This is a genomic window from Suttonella sp., from assembly GCF_056855035.1.
Genome location: NZ_JBXGGR010000075.1, coordinates 1 through 18,879, shown reverse-complemented (window position 1 = coordinate 18,879; position 18,879 = coordinate 1). Strand labels below are relative to the sequence as shown.

Below are 18,879 nucleotides of genomic sequence, written 5' to 3'. Positions count from 1 at the left end.
GTCTGCCATCTTTTTTGACCTGTTTTGAGCCACAGAAAAAGCATTTTTTGTGTTCAAAGCTTTTGACCTCGCTAAAAGCCTTACAGAATAAGGCTTTTCAAACTTTTTAGCACCTAAAATGTCCCTTTGCCCGAAAATTCACTACTGCGGTAATGATATTGCCAATCGGGAATTCAGTCCCTGCAATCACATATTTCACGGAATCAAAATTCGGCTGACCAAAAGGCATCGCAATCAAGGGATTGATAAAACTCTCAACCAATCCTGTCACGATTTTGCCGAACGCCGCCCCCATGACGACTCCCACTGCTAAATCCACCACATTGCCTTTAGAAATAAACTCTTTAAAACCTTGAATCATTTTTTCCTCCCAATAAAAAGGTGCGGATTATAGGATGAATCCACACCGTAAACATTAATCATATCGATAGTTCTTTTGTTTAAATCAAAACGGCAGCAAAAGAAATCTATACTCTTATTTAAGCTTTAGGCTAAAGCCATATTCTCCCGCATACGCAATAAATATTTGCGCAATGCTTCCCGCTCTTCGTCGCTAAAATTTTTCAATGCCGCTTCTTTGGCTTCTACTGCAATTTCATGCATATGATCCATCAGCGGCTGACTTTTAGCCGTGAGATAAATCAGATTGGTGCGACGATCGCGGGCATCTTGGCGACGCGACAATAGACCGTCTTCCTCTAATTTATCGATTTGACGAGTAAGCGTCATTGGTGCCAAATCCATATATTCGGCTAATTTAGTTTGGCTTACTCCTTCATAGCGAAATAAATAGGTCAGCAGAGTCCATTGCGTACGGGTGATGCCGTAGGCGCGCACACGGCGGTCATAATAGCGGTTCATCAAACGCGTGGTGTCATGCATTAAAAAGCCGAAGCCGTGGCGCAAATCATCATGTTCATCTTTTTTCATGTCTTACTCTTGAGTCTTATTCTTCACAGTTTTTGCCCCTGATTTTTTCGCTACCTTAGTCGCTGCGGTTTTGGTAGTTTTTTTAGCAGCGGCTTTGCTTTCTGCAACGGCAGTTTTGGATGTTTTAGCCGTCGTTTTGCTTTTGCTTGCCGTTTTACCACTCGCACCGCGTTTAGCCTTACGTTCCTTCGCTTTTTCGAGCAATTCAAGCGCTTGCGCTAAATCGACTTCTTCAGGGTTGAATGTTTTCGGTATCGAAGCGTTAATAGTACCATTTGTTACATATGGGCCAAAGCGACCATTCAAAACTTGTAATATCTCATCTCCATTTTTTATCTCTTTTATATATTTCTGCGCATCTAATACCTTCTTCTCCGCAATCAATTCTAAAGCACGTTCAAAGCTGATTGTAAAAGGATTTTCTTCTTTCGGCAGGGAGACATATTTCTTGCCGAAACGCACATAAGGACCAAAACGCCCTAGATTTGTTACAATCTCTCCATCTTCTTCGCTTTGCCCTAAAACACGCGGCAATTTAAACAATTCTAAGGCTTGCTCAAGCGTGATTTGCTCGAAATTCCATTCCGGCGGAATACTGGCGAAGTCCGGTTTATTCTCATCATCTTTGCTGCCGCGTTGGACAAAAGGCCCGAAACGCCCGAAGCGCACGCTAATCGGCTTACCTGATTTGGGATCTGTGCCCAACTCCCGTGCCTGCATGACTTCTTCGCGAGAAATATCTTTTTTCTCTTCAATTTGACCGTGGAAATGCTGCCAAAACTCCGCCAGCAAGGGTTTCCATTGCATTTCTCCACGCGAAACGGCATCCAATTCGTCCTCCAGATTGGCGGTAAAGTCATAGTCCACATAGCGTTCGAAATGATTGGTCAGGAAATCATTCACGACTTTGCCGATGGTGGTAGGAATAAAGCGGCGGTTATCCATTTCCACATATTCGCGGTTCATCAGCGTAGAAATGATACTGGCATAAGTCGAAGGACGACCGATGCCTTTTTCTTCCAAGGCTTTAATCAGGCTGGCTTCGGAATAACGCGGCGGCGGCGCGGTAAAATGCTGCGTGCCGAGAATATCCTGCACCTGCACCTCATCACCTGCTTTAAGCGCAGGTAGGATGCCGTCTTCTTCTTCGCTGACATCGTCCTGATCTTCCAAATAAACGCTCATAAAGCCGGAGAATTTAATCGTCGAACCGGTCGCGCGGAACTGGTGTTCTGCACTGCCTGCCTGCATATCAATGCTCACTTGCTCCATAATCGCCGGCGACATTTGCGAGGCGAGGGTGCGTTTGCGGATTAAATCATAAAGTTTGCGCTCATCAGCCCCCATATCCGCTGGCAATTGCGCCGCTTCGATGCGTATATCGGTGGGGCGAATCGCCTCGTGCGCCTCTTGAGCATTTTTGGATTTGGTGCTGTACGTCGGCGCGGTTTTGGGAAGAAATGCCTGTCCGTATTGCGATTGAATCAGCTCGCGAATGGCAGCTACCGCTTCTTTCGCCAAATTGACTGAATCGGTACGCATATAGGTAATGCAGCCTTCTTCGTACAATCTTTGGGCAACACGCATAGTTCTCTGCGCGCTAAAGCGCAATTTACGCGCCGCTTCCTGCTGCAAAGTCGAAGTAATAAAAGGCGCGGCAGGATTGCGTCTGCGGTCTTTCGCTTGCACCTCGATGACTTGCAAGACGCCGTTCGCCGCTTGTTTTAAGGCGGCAATCGCGGCTTGTGCGGCGGCTTCGTCGGTAAAGCTAAATTGATCGACTTTTTTGCCTGCAAATACGGATAATCCCGCTTGGAAAGCCTGTTTACCAAAGAGATTGGCAGCGGCGATTTTCCAATATTCTTCCGTTTTAAAGGCTTCGATTTCGCGCTCGCGCTCAACAATCATGCGCAGAGCAGGGGATTGCACACGTCCTGCGGAGAGTCCCGGCTGCACTTTGCGCCACAGTAGCGGCGACAAATTGAAACCTACCAAATAATCCAATGCCCGCCGTGCTTGCTGGGCATTGACCAAATCCATCGCAATGCCGCGCGGATTTTCCACCGCATGCAAAATCGCGGCTTTGGTGATTTCGTGAAAAACGACGCGTTGCACGTTTTTATCATCCAAAGCGCCTTTTTCTTTCAATAATTCATACAAATGCCATGAAATCGCCTCGCCTTCGCGGTCGGGGTCAGTCGCGAGCAATAAGGAATCCGCACCTTTTAATGCCTTGACAATATTGCTCACATGTTTTGCATTGCGGTCAATCACTTCGTAATTCATCGCGAAGTCCTTTTCCGGATCAACCGCACCGTTTTTCGGCACCAAATCGCGCACATGCCCGTAAGAAGCTAAGACTTCGTAATCCGCGCCCAAATATTTATGCAAGGTTTTCGCCTTCGCCGGCGATTCTACGATTAACAGATGCTTTGTCATTTCCTCAATCCCTGATTATTGCCATACATTATTATCATCGACATACAGCCATTGCTCGCGCCAAGCGCCGGCAAGCGGATCATCTTCCTGCCGCCGCGCATTGAGCATGACCATCAAAGCCACCCAGCGCAACATCTCGACATCCAAAGGCTCTTCTAAAGCCAAGGCACGCTCAATTACCATTTCCAAAATGGCGCCGTCAATCACACCGCTTCTTTGCAAGCCGTAAAGAAAATTCTGGCATTCGCTGTCTAAAAATTCGCGCTCGCGGCTTGAGAACACGCGGATGGCATGCTGCCCGACCTGTGGCGCCGTTTCATTCAAATTCCCAAAAGCATAAAACCAGTCCATGGCGCGGACAATATCCTCCCGCGCAAAGCCGGCTTCTTCCAAACTATTGGCAACAAATTCAAAATCGGTTTCATCTGCTCCCTCTTCTTCTAAAATATCGTCAAAGAGATAAAACAAGACATCTATGACCGACTCGCGCATCACTTCCTCCTAAGATTTAAGACGCTGATAGCGTCCGCCCGGCAAGGCCTGCACCTCGCCGTCTAATTCAAGCATTAACAGCATGGCGGAAATTTCGCTAATCGTCAATTCCGTACGCGCCAGCAAGTCGTCGGCGCGCAGAGGTTCATAGCCCATCGCCTGCAATAAAGCCGACTGCCCCTCATCCGCCGCTTGAGGATTAGCCGCCTGATTTTGCGGAGATTGCGCCTCCTGCATCTCAAGCCCATCCGCTTGCGGCGCGACCCTTTGCAGCAATTGCCAATTCGCCTTCGCCAGCGGCAACAATTCTTCCAAAATATCCTGCGCCGTCTCGGTTAATTTCGCGCCCTGACGAATCAAAGCATGACAACCGCGACTCAGCGGATTTTGAATCGCACCGGGAATGGCAAAAACCTCGCGTCCTTGCTCCGCCGCATGGCGTGCCGTAATTAAAGAACCGCTCTGCACGCTGGCTTCAACCACCAGTACCCCCGCCGACAAACCGCTGATAATGCGGTTGCGCTGCGGAAAATGATGCTGACGCACGCCGATACCGATCGGAAATTCTGACACAATCGCCCCTTGCGCCGCAATCTGGTGCGCCAAATCGCGATGGCGCGCCGGATAGACGCGATCCACTCCCGTCCCGACCACCGCAATCGTCTGTCCGCCGGCATTGAGTGCCGCTTGATGTGCCGCCCCGTCAATCCCCAAAGCCAAACCACTGGTAATCACAATTCCCGCCGCGCTCACCTGCTCGCAAATATGCCCGCAAACCGCCTCGCCGCCCAGTGTAGATTGACGACTACCCACCACGCCCAATTGCACCATGCTCAAAACATCCGTATTGCCTAAAACGAATAAAAGCGGCGGCGGATCGGCAATTTCTTTCAACAAAGGCGGATAGTTTTCATCATGCAAGGTAATGATATGGCGATTATCCGCCGCATGAAGCCAATCGATATCTTTCTGCACCTCAGGATGCAAGAGCATTTCCTGCCAAGCGCGCCAATGGGTTTCTTTGACACAGGGCAAATGCTGACGAATGCTTGCCGCAGAGGCGGCAAAAAAAGCATCTGGCGACCCGAAGGCCGCCAGTAACCGGGAAAATCCCTTATTGCCTAATTGCGGCGCACGCAGCAGCGCGCACCATGCCTTAAGCGAATCGCTCATGAGTTAAGGACGTACCAACCAATCGGTAAGATCGATATTTTGGGTAGAATCCAATACAAATCCTAAGCTGTGCGTGTCATAGACTTTGATAATCATCAAATAGCCCAAATCTTTGGCAGGAATTTGCACAGATTTGCCGTCAATCACGCGCGAAGGTCCCGGACGGACAATCTTCCAAATATCGCCGGTTTGCGCGCCGTTATCACGACCGAAGCTAGTCACCACCGTGTCAAATTCTTTCACGCTCAAAGTTTGCGTATTGGTGTTGGTAATCATATAACCGCGGTTACATTGCGCAGAAGGCAATTGTGGGAAGAAGTCGCGGTCGTCATAAGCATTGACCGGCATCAAGACATCGCCCTCTTTCATCGCTTGCGCCACTTCGACGGGACGCAATTTGGTCAAACCGCTTGCCACGTCAAAACCGCTGACCTCGACCTTGCCGATATAATCCATTTGATAGCCTAAAATCGCCGCGCTGTTTCTACCGTTTACATCCGCTCTGATCACAGCTTTTCCGCCCACATAGTCATGCAAAGGATAGCCGACGCGATACACATTCAATTCGCTGACGCCGTTCGGCACGCTGTGAGTGTAAATTTCCTGCTGCTGACTTAAGGTCAAATAATCGCCGGCATCGCCGAAGATTTTCGGCAGACTTTGAATCTGATGCGGCAATAAAATTTCCGTTTTCAGCAACATAGGCTTGATTGCGCCATGAGCGATACTGATTGGTCCGTCATTGAGCGCATATTCGCGATCGCCGTTCGGCGTGTATTTATAGATTTTGAGATTATGCGATTGCTCGGGATATTTCATGCGGTGCATATCGATATGCTCAGGACTTTTCACTCTGACCATGCGACCGGTATCTTTGCCGTGATAAGGGCCGTTGCCTTCAATCATGGTAATGCGTCTTTCGCCGTTGATAGAAACCACCGCCAACACATCGCCCGGATAAATCAGATGCGGATTGCGGATTTGCGGATTGTCATACCACAATTGCTTCCAATACCAAGGCATGACTAAGAAGCGCTTGGAAATATCCCATAGCGTATCGCCTTTTTTCACCACATAGCGCATTACTTGGCGATCGCCGAAAGCCGCCTGCGGCGAAACGCCCTGCTGATAATGACCTGCCAAACATTGCTCGTCCGGCCGATCCAGGCGATTGGCAAAAGGATCGCGCGGCGAGCTGCATCCTGCCAGAATCGCTACCAAAGAAGCACCCATTAATAATCCATTTACACGGTTTGCTGACACCTTTGACTCCTCAAAAACAATACATAATATTAACCTCAAGGGTTACATTGCGTATAATAACGACATTAGCGCCATTTTCCTACTTTTTATTCAGAACCTTTACTCATGGCGAGGCGCAAATACCGCCAAGAACGAGACGGAGACCTTATGTCCGCATATTCGATTTTAATTCATCCCGACAAACGTTTACGCCAAGAAGCGGCGACAATCACAACATTCGACGAAGCCCTGCATAACACCATTGCCGATATGTTTGAAACTATGTATGCCGCCAAAGGTATCGGACTGGCGGCAACACAAGTGAACATTCATCAACGATTGACCGTCATGGACGTGCCGCAGATGCCGCGTCAGGAAGCGCACAGCCAAAGCGAGGAAGGCGCAGACGAGGAAAACACATCGGAAATCGCCGTAGCCAGCGACAAACTCGTGCTGATTAATCCGGAAATCATCGACAGCTCGGAAGAGCTTGCCGAGTATGAAGAAGGCTGCTTATCCCTGCCGGGGCAATACGCCAGCGTATGGCGACCTGCGCAGATTCGCGTGCGTTATCAGGACGAACACGGCGAAAGACAAGAACGCGAAGCAAGCGGCTTACTCGCCGTCTGCATCCAACACGAAATCGACCATCTGCACGGACGTTTGTTCATCGACCATCTTTCGCGCATGAAACGCGAGCGCATCGAGAAAAAACTCGCCAAATCCATCAAAGAGGCGCAAACGCGTGACTAAGCCGACCCTGTGGTTTGCCGGCACCCCCGAATTTGCCGCCCATAGTCTCGCCGCCCTGATTGAAGCGGGTTATGCCGTAACAGGCGTACTGACCCAGCCCGACCGTCCTGCAGGACGCGGACGCAAACTCAGCCCCAGCGCCGTCAAAAGCCTTGCGCTGACGCATCAGCTTCCGATTGCGCAGCCTGAAAAACTGCAAGCCGATGCGCCGCCTTTTCCCGAACTGCCGCGCCCCGATTTAGTAATCGTGGCGGCTTACGGGCTACTCCTGCCGCAATGGTTTTTGGATTATCCGCGCCTAGGCTGTATCAATATCCACGCTTCCTTGCTGCCGCGTTGGCGCGGAGCGGCGCCGATTCAGCGCGCGATAGAAGCCGGCGACAAAGAAACGGGCATCGGCATCATGCAAATGGACAAAGGCTTGGATACCGGCGCCGTGTGGTTGGAAAAACGCCTTGAGATCGGCGATGATGACGCCGTCGGACTGCACCGCCGTCTGATGCAGCTCGGCGCAGAAGCCCTGCTGGAAGCGCTGCCCCTCGTGCTGGCACAAGCGCAGCAGCCGATTGCGCAAAGCGACGAAGGCATCAGCTATGCGCACAAACTCAGCAAAAGCGAAGCCGAGATTAACTGGCAAGACGACGCCCGCCACATCCTGCAAAAAATCCGCGCCTTTAATCTCTTCCCCGTCGCTTACAGTGCCTTGGAAGGGGAAAACATCCGCATCTATGCGGCAGAACTGATCGAGGGCAGCAGCGCTGCCCCTGCCGGCAGCATTATCGCCCACAGCAAAGCAGGGATTGACGTCGTTTGCGGCAAAGACATCCTGCGCCTGCAATTACTGCAATTTCCGGGCAAACAAGCGATGAGCGCCGCGCAACTGCGCAACGGCCGCGATTTAAGCGGCAAACAATTTCAAATCAAATCATAATATTGCCGCCTAGCGGCAAGTATTGAAGGAAACAATTCATGAATAAAAAAACTGCTTTTGGCAAAGCGCGCCAATTTGGCGGCAAAAGCAAAGCCGCCCACGGCAAAGGCGGCGCAGGCAATGCAAAACCCGCCCGCCCTTTTAACAGCGAACGTAAACCACGTCGTGAATTTGACGGCGAGCGTCCTGCGCGTCCATTTAATGGCGAACGCAAGCCGCGCCGCGAATTTGATGGCGAACGCCCTGCACGTCCTTTCAACAGCGAACGCAAACCGCGCCGCGAATTTGATCGCGAACGCCCTGCACGTCCTTTCAACAGCGAACGCAAACCGCGCCGTGATTTCGATTCAGCACGCAAAGCGCCGCGCGAAACCGTGCGCATTGATTGGAGCGAACCGCTGAACGCCCGCCAAGCGGCGGTACAAACCTTACACGCGGTAGTCTTTGAACAGCAATCTTTAAACGGCTTATTAGAAAGCACCAAAGCGCAGGTGCGCGAACCCGACCAAGCCCTGTATCAAGCGCTGGTTTACGGCGTATTGCGCGAATATCCTGCGCTGTCCAAGCTGCGCGACAGCTTCCTAAAAGAGCCGCCCAGCGAAGAACAGGCCTTTTTGGGCATTATCTTAAATGTGGGCATTTATCAGCTGCTGCGTCTTTCTTTGGGCGATCACGGCGTCTTGAACGAAACGGTCGAACTGGCGAAAAGCAACGGCATCGGCAATGCCACAGGCTTAATCAATGCGATTTTGCGCAATGTGCAGCGCGAACGCGAAGCCAGCCGCCATTTGCTGGACAAATTCCGCATTTACAATGTGCCGGCATGGCTGGCAAGCGCGCAGCGCAGCGCCCTTGTCGCTTTGGCGGAAATTAACCGCCTGCAACCGCCGCTGACCCTGCGTATTCGCGGCGAGCGCGCGCAATGGCTGGCGGAAAATCCCGAACTGGGTGCGGAAAATCCGCTGCACACTCAAGCGGTAACTTTGCACAGCGGCATGAATGTGCAAGACATTGCTGGCTTTAATGAAGGACAAGTCAGCGTACAGGACGCTTCCGCCCAATGCGCCGCCACACTGCTCAATCCGCAAAACGGCGAGCGCATTCTCGATGCCTGCGCCGCTCCCGGCGGCAAAACCGGACATCTGCTCGAACTTGCCCCGCAAGCGCAGGTGCTGGGATTGGACGTATCCGAGATACGCCTGCAGAAAGTGCAAGACAATCTGTCGCGCCTAGGTCTGACGGCGCAATGTCTTGCCGCCGATGCCGCCGAAATCGAGCAATGGTGGGACGGCGAAGCCTTCGATGCCGTCCTGCTCGACGCACCTTGCTCCGGCAGCGGTGTCTTACGCCGCCATCCCGACATCGCCTTTGTCCGCAGCGCGGAAGACCTCAAGCAATTGCCGAAAACGCAAATGCGGCTGCTGCGCCAACTCTGGCAAACCTTGAAACCCAAAGGGCGGCTGCTATACACCACCTGCTCGATTCTGCCGCGCGAAAACCAGCAATTAATCGAGCAATTTTTGATGCTGCAAAGCGACGCCCGCCTGCGCCCAATGGAACTGCCGCATTGCCAAGACACGGGCTTCGGCATGCTGCATTTACCCGATGCGGACGGCGACGGCTTTTTCTACGCCCTGCTTGAGAAAACGGAAGGCTGATGCGTTATTGCGCATGGCTCTGCCTATGCCTTGCCGCCTATCCGGCGGCGGCGCAAATCAGCCTGCAAAGCAGCCGCTGCTATGCGCTTGACGCCCAATGGCAGGCGGATGCGCAATTTCATATCCGCCTGCCCGAAGAACCGCTGGCGGCATTGCGCAGCGGCATCAGCCTGTTTTTCCGCCTAAGCATCGAAGAAGCGGGCGCACAGTCGTGGCAAAGCCCGCGCCGCCTTGCCGTGCAGGAATGGCATTTAGATTACAACCATCTCAGCCAATCCTATGCCCTGCAACAAGATGCGCAAATATCGCTGCCCTTCGGCGATGTGGACAGCGCCTTAAAAGCCTTAGGCAGCATCGAACAATTGCCCCTAGACAAAAGAGAAAGAGACACGCCGATTATGCTGCGCATGCAATTATCCCAAGCGCAACTGCCCTTCGCCCTGCGTTTGAATGCCTTATTTTCCGCCCAATGGACGCTGGACAGCGGGAGCCTGCCATGTCAGTTCTAAAACCGCGCAGCCTCGGCAAAAGCTCGACCAAGCGCCTGCTCTTTTTCAGCTTCAGCGGCGCAATCGGCATCTTGACCACTCTCTTTGCCATCTTCCATCTCAGCCAAGCGGCGACCAATCCCGGCTTTTCCACTCCGCATTACACGCGCCTGCTCGTGCTGACCCTCATCGGCATCATCTTGCTGACCGCCGCCGCCATCTGGCAGACCGTCAATCTCGTCAAACGCCTGCGCAAGCACCAAAGCGGCGCACGTCTCTCCCTGTCTTTCGCCCTGCACATGCTCTTTACCAGCCTGATACCGGTGGGCATTATCGCGGGCTTTACTTGGCTGTTTTTATCCTATGATTTAGGACAAATTTTCAACCGCCAAATCAGCGTCGCCCTGCAAGACGCCCTACAAATCACGCGCTCGGCGGTCGGCATGCGGGCGCGCCAAGCCCTTGCCCAATCGGAAAGTCTCGCGGCATCCATGCAGCCTATGGACTATGCGCAATTGGTAGCGGCGATTGAGCCGATGCGGCGCAATGCTAATGCTTTGGAACTCTCCGTCTTCGACCAACAAGGCAATCTGGTCGCCTTTGCTCACCAAGACTTAGCCGTTATGACTGTTGAGCCGCCTAGCTCGCTCGCCCTCCTGCAAGTGGACAATGCGCAGGAATATTTTGAATTCGCCAATAACGATGCCGACGGCTACACCATCAAAGTCGTCACCAACATCAGCAAAGCCAACCGCGAACCCTACTACCTGCAAGCCATATTCTCCCTGCCCGACAGCTTTAACCGCTTGGCGGAAAACGTACGCGCCAGCTATGAAGAACATCAAACCTTTCTCTATCTGCAGCCGCACATCACCGCCAGCCTGCTCTTTGTGCTGGGGCTGATTCTGACCCTGACCGTCCTAAGTGCGCTGTGGATCAGCGCGCTCTTCGGCGACACCATGACCCGCCCCGTGCGCCAATTAATCGAAGCCACCAAGCAAGTCATCCAAGGCGATTTCTCCACCCCCATCACGGACATGCCGAACAACGACCTCGGCACCTTAGGCAATAACTTCAACGCCATGCTCCTGACCCTGCGCGATGCCGAAAGCATGAATTACCGCATACAAGACGAACTCAGCGACCAAAACAACTTCCTCAACGCCCTCTTGGACAACCTCAGCGCCGGCGTGCTGACGCTGGACTGGCACGGACGCCTGCAACGCTTCAACCCCGTTGCCGCGCAACTCTTAGACAGCCCGCTCAGCGACTATCAGGGACAAAAACCGCCGCGCCACGACACGCAAGCCCATGATGCCTACGGCGAACTCATGCTCGGTCTGCAAGACATCCTGCTCAACTCAAAAGACAGCTGGCGCACGGAAATCACCCTCAGCCGCTTTAGCACGCGCAAAACCCTGATTTGCCACGGCGCGCCGCTGCCCCTGCAAAACCGCAAACAGCGCGGCGGACAAGTTATCGTCTTTGAAGACGTAACCGAATTCCAGCACAACCAACGCAATGCCGCTTGGGAAGAAGTCGCGCGCCGCCTCGCCCATGAAATCAAAAATCCGCTGACCCCCATCCGCCTGCAAGGCGAACGTCTGCAACGCAAATTAAACGACAAACTCGCCGATGAAGAACGCCGCATTTTAGAACGCGCCACCGCCACCATCATCAACCAAGTCGATGCCATGCAGCAAATGGTGGCGGACTTCAGCCAATTTGCCAAACCGCTGGAACTGCGCCGCCAAGCCGTCGATATGAACCATCTGATTCGCGAAATTGCCGACATGTACCCCGAAACGCCGATTTCTCTGGACTTAGACAGCGATTTGCCGCGCATTTTCGCCGACGCCGTACAAATGCGCCAAGTCTTGCACAACCTGATGAAAAACGCCGTCGAAGCCATGAGCGAAGAAAACATGCCCGCCATCCGCTGGCAAAGCAGCCGCCAAGACAAACGGGCTGCTTTCAGCATCGAAGACGCCGGCGCCGGCTTCGCCGACCTGCATCAAGACCCCTTCGAGCCCTATGTAACTAGCAAAAGCAAAGGCACGGGGCTGGGCTTGGCAATCGTGAAAAAAATCATCAACGAACACGGCGGCAGCATTCAGGCGGGGCACGCCAAGACCCTAAAAGGTGCTAAAATAAGCTTCATATTACCGATTAAGAACCACAATGAATAAAACATCCGCCACGATTCTCATCGTTGATGATGAAGAAATGATCCGCGAAAGCCTCATCGACATCTTGGAAGACGAAGGCTACCGCTGCCTCAGTGCCGAAAATGCCGACAGCGCGCGCCAACAATACAGCGCCCATCTACCCGATTTGGTCTTGCTCGACATCTGGATGCCCGACACCGACGGCATCAGCCTCCTGCGCGAATGGCAGCAGCAAAGTCATTTCAACAGCTCCGTCATTATGATGAGCGGACACGGCAACATCGAAACCGCCGTCGAAGCCACCAAACTCGGCGCCTATTACTTTCTGGAAAAACCCCTCTCCACCTCCAAACTCCTGCTCACGATAGAGCGCGCCCTGCAAACCCAGCAACTGCTCAGCCAAAACGCCACGCTGAAAGCGCAAATCGACCCGCCGGTCGAATGGATAGGCAAAACCGCCGACATGCAGCAATTGCAGGAACAGGCGCGGGAACTTGCCGGCAAAAACGTGCCCCTGCTCATTACCGGCAAAGCAGGGGCAGGCAAACAGCATCTGGCACGCCTCATACATCAGCACAGCCATTGGCGCGACGGCAAATTCATTCACGCGCCGCTTGCCGGCATGGACGAACACAGCATGCTCAACGCCCTCATCGGCAGCGCCCAGCAAATCGGGCTGATCGCCCAAGCCGAGCAAGGCACGCTGTTTTTAGACGAAATCGCCCATATTCCTGCCGCTCTGCAAAACCTCCTGCTCAACCTCATCACCGAGCAGCAATACTTCTCCGGACACAGCGGCACGCAGCAGCATTGCCAAATCCGCATCATTGCCGCCTCGAGAGCGGAAACCGCTCAACTCAAAGACAGCCTCGACAGCGCTTTGTACGACCAACTCACCGTCGCGCATCTGCACATCCCCGCCCTCAGCGAACACAGCAACGACGTGCCCGAATTATTGGAATATTTCAGCAAACATTTTGCCGACTACGAACAACTGCCCTACCGCCACTTCAGCCTCGCCGCACAAAACACCCTGCGCCAGCACAGTTGGCCGGGCAACGTCCGCGAACTGCGAAATCTCGTCCAACGTCTGCTGATACAAAACGAGGACGCGGAAATCTCCAGCGAAGAAGCGCAAACCGCATTGGTGCCGCTCGGCAATGCCGACAATGCAGGCGACTGGCTGCTCGGCAATCTCGGCTATCTGCTGGACTTAAGCCTGCGCGAAGCGCGCGAAGAATTCGAGCGCCAATTTTTCCTCGCGCAATTCCGCCTCTGCGAAGGCAATATCGCCAAATTGGCGGGGCGCGTCGGCATGGATCGCACCAATTTATACCGCAAACTGCGTTCCGTCGGCATAGAGCCTACCGATAAAGCGCAATAATTATGGCTCTTTTCCTGCATTCCAAACCGCCGCCGCGAACCGATGCCGTCTATCGGGGGGAAATCGTGCATTGGAATGATGTGAAAGGCTTCGGCTTCATCAAAACCACAGAAGACGAACCCAACATCTTCTTCCACATCTCGAATTTCGCCTATGAACAACGCCGCCCGCAAAAAGGCGACCGCATTGCTTTTTTACTGGAAAAAAATAAAAACAAAATCCAAGCCAGCCGCATCGTATTGGAAGGACATGAAGCCACCCTGTTTAAAAACACCGCCCACGATGCGCGCAAAACAGGACCTTATCTCTTTGAAGCCGCAATTTACGCCATCTTGGTCTGCCTGTTTTACATTAGCCTTTCCACCATCTCCGCCCCTATTGCGGTAGCGTCCTTTATTATCTCTTTGATGACCGTCTCTCTGTACAGTTTGGACAAACACGCCGCCTTAACCGATCAACAGCGGGTGCCGGAAGCCAGCCTGCACATTGCCGCCCTGCTCGGCGGCTGGCCTGGCGCACTCATTGCCCGCCCGTTCTTGCGGCACAAAACTAGTAAAAACCGTTTTATTATTTTCTTCTGGATGAGCGTAGTGGTGAACTTCGCCTGTCTCTACGTCATCACATGGAAATTTACGCCGATTGTGTTGTATTAACAACAGGCATGAAAAAGGCGGCATTGCAGCCGCCTTTTTGCTGTGCGTACGCTTAGTTTTGCAAAGCGCGCAGAATGCCTTCAACCGTGGTTTTGGCATCGCCAAAGCACATGAAGGTGTTTTCATTAAAGAACAGCGGGTTTTGTACGCCGGCATAGCCTGCGTTCATCGAGCGTTTAAAGCCCACGACTTGACGCGCTTTCCACACTTCCAAGACCGGCATACCGGCAATCGGGCTGTTAGGGTCGGTTTGCGCGGAAGGGTTGACAGTGTCGTTCGCACCAATAACCAAAACAACATCCGTATCAGGGAAATCTTCATTGATTTCTTCCATTTCCAGCACGATGTCATAAGGTACTTTGGCTTCCGCCAAGAGGACGTTCATATGCCCCGGCAGGCGTCCCGCCACCGGATGAATACCGAAGCGGACATTTTTGCCTTTGGCACGCAGAATGCGCGTAATTTCCGCTACAGGATATTGCGCCTGTGCCACCGCCATACCGTATCCCGGTGTGATGATGATGGAATCCGCCTCGTTCAGCGCTTCGGCGACTTCTTCCACCGTCCATTCGCGGTATTCGCCGCTGCTTTCTTCTGCTGCCGCAGCAGTATTGCCGAAGCCGCCCAAAATCACGGATAAGAAGGAGCGGTTCATGGCTTTACACATAATGTAAGACAAGATGGCACCGCTTGAGCCGACCAATGCGCCGGTAACAATCAGCAAATCATTGTTGAGCATAAAGCCTGCCGCCGCCGCCGCCCAACCGGAGTAGGAATTGAGCATGGAGACCACTACCGGCATATCTGCGCCGCCGATAGACATGACCAAATGCCAGCCGAAAGCAAAGGCAATCAGCGTCATCAGAATCAGCAGGAACATCGAGCCGTCTTTGGCGATAAAAATCAGCATCAGTAAGAAAGATACGGCGACAGCAGCAATATTCCATTTATGTTTATGCGGCAGCACTAAGGCGGCGGATTTGACTTTGCCTTCGAGTTTGCCCCAAGCCACCAGCGAGCCGGTAAAGGTAACCGCGCCGATAAATACGCCTAAAAACACTTCCGCCAAATGAATGGTGTGCATTTCCGCAGGGACGTCAGCATGCAGCAGCAGGCTGTTATAGCCCACAAAGACCGCCGCCAAGCCGACAAAGCTGTGTAAGAGTGCAATCAGTTGCGGCATTCCGGTCATCTCGACTTTTTTCGCGCGTTGCAAACCGATGACCGCACCAATCGCCATTGCCAGCAACAACCAGAATTTGCCATGCACTTCGGAATTAAACAAGGTGGCGACTAAGGCAATACTCATACCGATAATGCCGAAGAGATTGCCGCGTTTTGCGCTTTCCTGTTTGGAAAGCCCCGCCAAACTCAAGATAAATAAAACCGCCGCAGCGATATAAGCAACTGTGGTAAAACCTGTCATGAGATTCTCCTTAATCTTTGCGGAACATAGCGAGCATACGGCGCGTTACCGCAAAGCCGCCGAAAATATTGATGCTTACCAGCAAAATCGCTACAAAGGCTAAAAAGCTCGCCATCGCGCTGCCATGCCCGATTTGCAGCATCGCCCCGACCACGATAATTCCCGAAATGGCATTAGTTACCGACATCAGCGGCGTATGCAGAGAATGGCTCACATTCCATACCACATAATAGCCAATCACAATCGAGAGCACGAAGACCATCATATTGGCAAGGAAAGGCGCAGGCGCCCCGCCGATAAATAGAAACGCCATAAACGCCAAACAGGCAAGCGTCACTTGGCGGAAAATTTTCGGCGAAGCCGGTTTTTCGGCAGTCGCCGTTTCAGGCGCTTTTGCCGCCTCGGCTTTTGCCTGCGGCGCAGCGGAAACAGAGATCTCCGGCGGCGGGAAAGTCAGCTCGCCATCGCGGACAACCGTCATATTGCGCAAAATCGGGTCTTCAAAATTCACATGAATCTGCCCGTCTTTCTGCGGCGATAAAAGTTTGCTTAAATTGACTAAATTCGTGGCATACAACTGAGAAGACTGCCCCGCCAAGCGGTTCGCCAAATCCGTATAACCCAGCACAATCACGCCGTTTTCCGTGACATGACGCTTGCCGGCAACTGTCGCCTCGCAATTGCCGCCGGTCGCTGCCGCCAAATCGACAATCACAGAGCCGCGCTTCATGCTTGCCACCATTTCATTGGTAATCAATTTAGGTGCAGGTTTGCCGGGAATTGCCGCCGTCGTAATAATAATATCCACCTGCTTGGCTTGCTCGGCAAAGAGCTTCATCTCCGCCTCGATAAACTCCTTGCTCATCACTTTGGCATAGCCCGTATTGACGCTGCCATCGTCCTTTTCCTCGAAATCCACGCGCAGGAACTCGCCGCCCATCGACTCGATTTGCTCGACAACCTCCTCGCGCGTATCAAAAGCACGCACAATCGCGCCCAAAGACTTCGCCGCACCAATCGCTGCCAAACCGGCAACACCGGCACCAATCACCAAGACCTGCGCAGGTGGTACTTTACCCGCCGCGGTAATCTGACCGGTAAAGAAACGCCCGAACTCATGCGCCGCTTCCACCACCGCACGATAACCGCTGATATTTGCCATAGAAGACAAAGCGTCCATCGACTGCGCGCGCGAAATCCGCGGCACCATATCCATTGCCAAGACCGTAATCTTGCGCTGCGCCAGTTTATCGACCAAAGCCTGATCTTGGCGCGGCCATACAAAGCTCACTAAAGTCGTGCCGTCCTTAATCTTGGCAAGCTCGGCATCAGTCGGCGGATTAATTTGATAAATCAAATCGCTGTTATACACCGCATCGCCCTGAACAATCTCCGCACCCGCCTCGCGATAAGCCGCATCATCAAACTGCGAAGCCAAGCCCGCATTAGCCTCCACTGCTACGGTAAAACCTAATTTTTTTAATTCCTTCACTGTTTTCGGCGTTGCGGCGACACGCGCCTCACCTGCCAGCGACTCTTTTGGGATACCAATTTGCATAAGTATTCTTCTCCAATATGTCAATCAAGCGAACCGCCCGAAGACGATTCGACATAGCCGCTCTGATTCAAAGCAAAACCGCAGCGCTAAACCGATACGGCGGAAAAAGCTATTGCTTTGAAATAAAACGGCTATACTCCTTCTTAAAGAGGTTACCCTCCCCCGTGCCTTTACCTTCGACCCGCCTAAGCGGCACAGCAATTACCACTTAGCTGCTCAAAGGAAAAACAGCACGCTAACATGACAGCTTTTTAAAAATATTGCAATCATTGCTAGCATTTTTTTGCAATTATCTGCTAAACTCATGAAATAACATGAAAAAAGGATTTCTTTTGGAGAATTGCTCTTGAGGGTAAAAAAGATTGGCAGGCATAGGCAGAGAGGCGGTAAAGATGCTGCAACATTTCTTTATTTTCTCCTGCTTTGGACTAAATATAGAGTGGATATGAGAGAAACCAAAAGTTTCTTAAAAATTTTTATGCTAATGACATGAAACACATTTTGCGCATGACAGGGTGGGATTAAGCACAGAGTGATGAAAATATAAGGTAATACCTTGTATAAAAATGTTTAAAAAGAGAGGGAGTAATGAGATTAATCCAACGTAGAGAACCGCCGTTTAAGTCTATTGAAGATATTAGGGAAATGATGCGTGATTTCGAGGCGAAAAAAGGCAGATATCAATCTATGCCAAAATATAAGTTTGAACGTGAAATCAAGGAAAAAATAACAAAATATGTAGACAGTATGGCTACTACATATGTTAAATTACTTTTTCTCAGTTTTCCAATCTATCTCGCCTTGGCATCTCTGATATGGTATTTTGATTATAAAGAAATCAATTATCAGATTTATTTGTTTTTGAAATTTTTATCTTCCTATGCAGAATCCTTATGGGTGGAATCTGAGTTTTGTGTTAAGTTTTGTCATTAATACATGGATATTTTTTGAGGTAAAAAAGGCATATGATTTTTCTTTATTGAAAGAAATTACAGCAGTTAAACATCGAATAAGATACATAAAAACGATTATATTTTCTATATTAATGTTGCTTTTTTGCTTATTTTGTGCATTTTTCTTTACATTAACCAATCAAGGAGATGATTGTGTAAGAGGAACATTATGTATTTTATATTCAAACTCTATGTTTTTACATAGTACGACAGAATTATTTGTAATGTTTGCTGGTATTTATTCGTTGATTATATGTATTCATATTTTTAGATTTAGCTTTAAATACATTGAAATTAATATCGTGTAATTCTTATATAAAATAGAGGTTCTATATGGCTAAAACTACTGTAGTTGAAAGAGTTGAGAATTTGTCAGAAATAATTGCCAATAATTTATTCCCAGCCAGCCTAGTATAAATTTTTCGGATTCAATTTCCTACTCAGCTGGGGGAATGTATAGCTTCTTCAGATTAAAATGAGACAATAAAATTTTTCGGGCAAAGGGACATTTTAGGTGCTAAAAAGTTTGAAAAGCCCTATTCTGTAAGGCTTTTAGCGAGGTCAAAAGCTTTGAACACAAAAAATGCTTTTTCTGTGGCTCAAAACAGGTCAAAAAAGATGGCAGACAAAA

The 18,879-nt window shown here is 51.2% G+C and carries 16 protein-coding genes; 8 read left to right on the top strand and 8 right to left on the bottom strand.

Features of this window, described 5'->3' with window-relative positions; translation table 11 throughout:
• Positions 1-106 precede the first annotated feature (106 nt).
• From ACJHVI_RS06725 to ACJHVI_RS06700, 6 genes are all read right to left on the bottom strand, one after another.
• Positions 107-361 (bottom strand): MscL family protein, encoded by a 255-nt coding sequence (locus ACJHVI_RS06725; protein ID WP_483183940.1) that lies wholly within the window; start codon positions 359-361, stop codon positions 107-109.
• 125 nt (positions 362-486) lie between these two features.
• Complete coding sequence (locus ACJHVI_RS06720; protein WP_115218099.1) at positions 487-930, bottom strand: MarR family winged helix-turn-helix transcriptional regulator; 444 nt, start codon at positions 928-930, stop codon at positions 487-489.
• Between the two features lie 3 nt (positions 931-933).
• Positions 934-3,369 (bottom strand): type I DNA topoisomerase, encoded by a 2,436-nt coding sequence (topA, locus tag ACJHVI_RS06715; RefSeq protein ID WP_483183939.1) that lies wholly within the window; start codon positions 3,367-3,369, stop codon positions 934-936.
• A gap of 15 nt (positions 3,370-3,384) precedes the next feature.
• Positions 3,385-3,861 (bottom strand): DUF494 family protein, encoded by a 477-nt coding sequence (locus ACJHVI_RS06710; RefSeq protein ID WP_483183937.1) that lies wholly within the window; start codon positions 3,859-3,861, stop codon positions 3,385-3,387.
• A gap of 9 nt (positions 3,862-3,870) precedes the next feature.
• Complete coding sequence (dprA, locus tag ACJHVI_RS06705; RefSeq protein WP_483183936.1) at positions 3,871-5,034, bottom strand: DNA-processing protein DprA; 1,164 nt, start codon at positions 5,032-5,034, stop codon at positions 3,871-3,873.
• 3 nt (positions 5,035-5,037) lie between these two features.
• Positions 5,038-6,297 (bottom strand): LysM peptidoglycan-binding domain-containing protein, encoded by a 1,260-nt coding sequence (locus ACJHVI_RS06700; RefSeq protein WP_483183934.1) that lies wholly within the window; start codon positions 6,295-6,297, stop codon positions 5,038-5,040.
• Positions 6,298-6,444: 147 nt separating this feature from the next.
• Here ACJHVI_RS06700 and def point away from each other — a divergent pair, with 147 nt between their 5' ends.
• From def to ACJHVI_RS06665, 7 genes are read left to right on the top strand one after another with little or no spacing between them, the layout of a single operon-like run.
• Positions 6,445-7,029, top strand: coding sequence for a peptide deformylase (gene def / locus ACJHVI_RS06695; protein ID WP_483183933.1), 585 nt, complete (start codon positions 6,445-6,447; stop codon positions 7,027-7,029).
• On the top strand, positions 7,022-7,960 hold the full coding sequence (fmt, locus tag ACJHVI_RS06690; protein ID WP_483183932.1) for a methionyl-tRNA formyltransferase: 939 nt from the start codon (positions 7,022-7,024) through the stop codon (positions 7,958-7,960). The genes def and fmt overlap by 8 nt, the downstream gene beginning before the upstream one ends.
• Positions 7,961-7,998: 38 nt before the next feature.
• The gene (rsmB, locus tag ACJHVI_RS06685; RefSeq protein WP_483183931.1) at positions 7,999-9,618 is read left to right on the top strand and encodes a 16S rRNA (cytosine(967)-C(5))-methyltransferase RsmB; all 1,620 of its coding nucleotides are present in this window, start codon (positions 7,999-8,001) and stop codon (positions 9,616-9,618) included.
• The gene (locus ACJHVI_RS06680; protein WP_483183929.1) at positions 9,618-10,127 is read left to right on the top strand and encodes a DUF4390 domain-containing protein; all 510 of its coding nucleotides are present in this window, start codon (positions 9,618-9,620) and stop codon (positions 10,125-10,127) included. The genes rsmB and ACJHVI_RS06680 overlap by 1 nt, the downstream gene beginning before the upstream one ends.
• The gene (locus ACJHVI_RS06675) at positions 10,115-12,295 is read left to right on the top strand and encodes a sensor histidine kinase (protein ID WP_483183928.1); all 2,181 of its coding nucleotides are present in this window, start codon (positions 10,115-10,117) and stop codon (positions 12,293-12,295) included. Before ACJHVI_RS06680 ends, ACJHVI_RS06675 begins: the two co-directional genes overlap by 13 nt.
• Positions 12,288-13,658: a sigma-54-dependent transcriptional regulator gene (locus tag ACJHVI_RS06670; RefSeq protein ID WP_483183926.1), complete on the top strand. Its 1,371-nt coding sequence runs from the start codon at positions 12,288-12,290 to the stop codon at positions 13,656-13,658. Before ACJHVI_RS06675 ends, ACJHVI_RS06670 begins: the two co-directional genes overlap by 8 nt.
• A gap of 2 nt (positions 13,659-13,660) precedes the next feature.
• Positions 13,661-14,311 (top strand): DUF1294 domain-containing protein, encoded by a 651-nt coding sequence (locus tag ACJHVI_RS06665; RefSeq protein WP_483183925.1) that lies wholly within the window; start codon positions 13,661-13,663, stop codon positions 14,309-14,311.
• Between the two features lie 52 nt (positions 14,312-14,363).
• On the opposite strand, the gene pntB is transcribed toward ACJHVI_RS06665, so the two are convergent.
• Positions 14,364-15,737: a Re/Si-specific NAD(P)(+) transhydrogenase subunit beta gene (gene pntB, locus ACJHVI_RS06660; RefSeq protein WP_483183924.1), complete on the bottom strand. Its 1,374-nt coding sequence runs from the start codon at positions 15,735-15,737 to the stop codon at positions 14,364-14,366.
• 10 nt (positions 15,738-15,747) lie between these two features.
• Positions 15,748-17,295, bottom strand: coding sequence for a Re/Si-specific NAD(P)(+) transhydrogenase subunit alpha (locus tag ACJHVI_RS06655; RefSeq protein ID WP_483183922.1), 1,548 nt, complete (start codon positions 17,293-17,295; stop codon positions 15,748-15,750).
• Between the two features lie 588 nt (positions 17,296-17,883).
• On the opposite strand from ACJHVI_RS06655, the gene ACJHVI_RS06650 reads away from it, so the two are divergent.
• Positions 17,884-18,228, top strand: a complete 345-nt coding sequence (locus ACJHVI_RS06650; RefSeq protein WP_483183921.1) for a hypothetical protein — start codon at positions 17,884-17,886, stop codon at positions 18,226-18,228.
• Positions 18,229-18,879 lie beyond the last annotated feature (651 nt).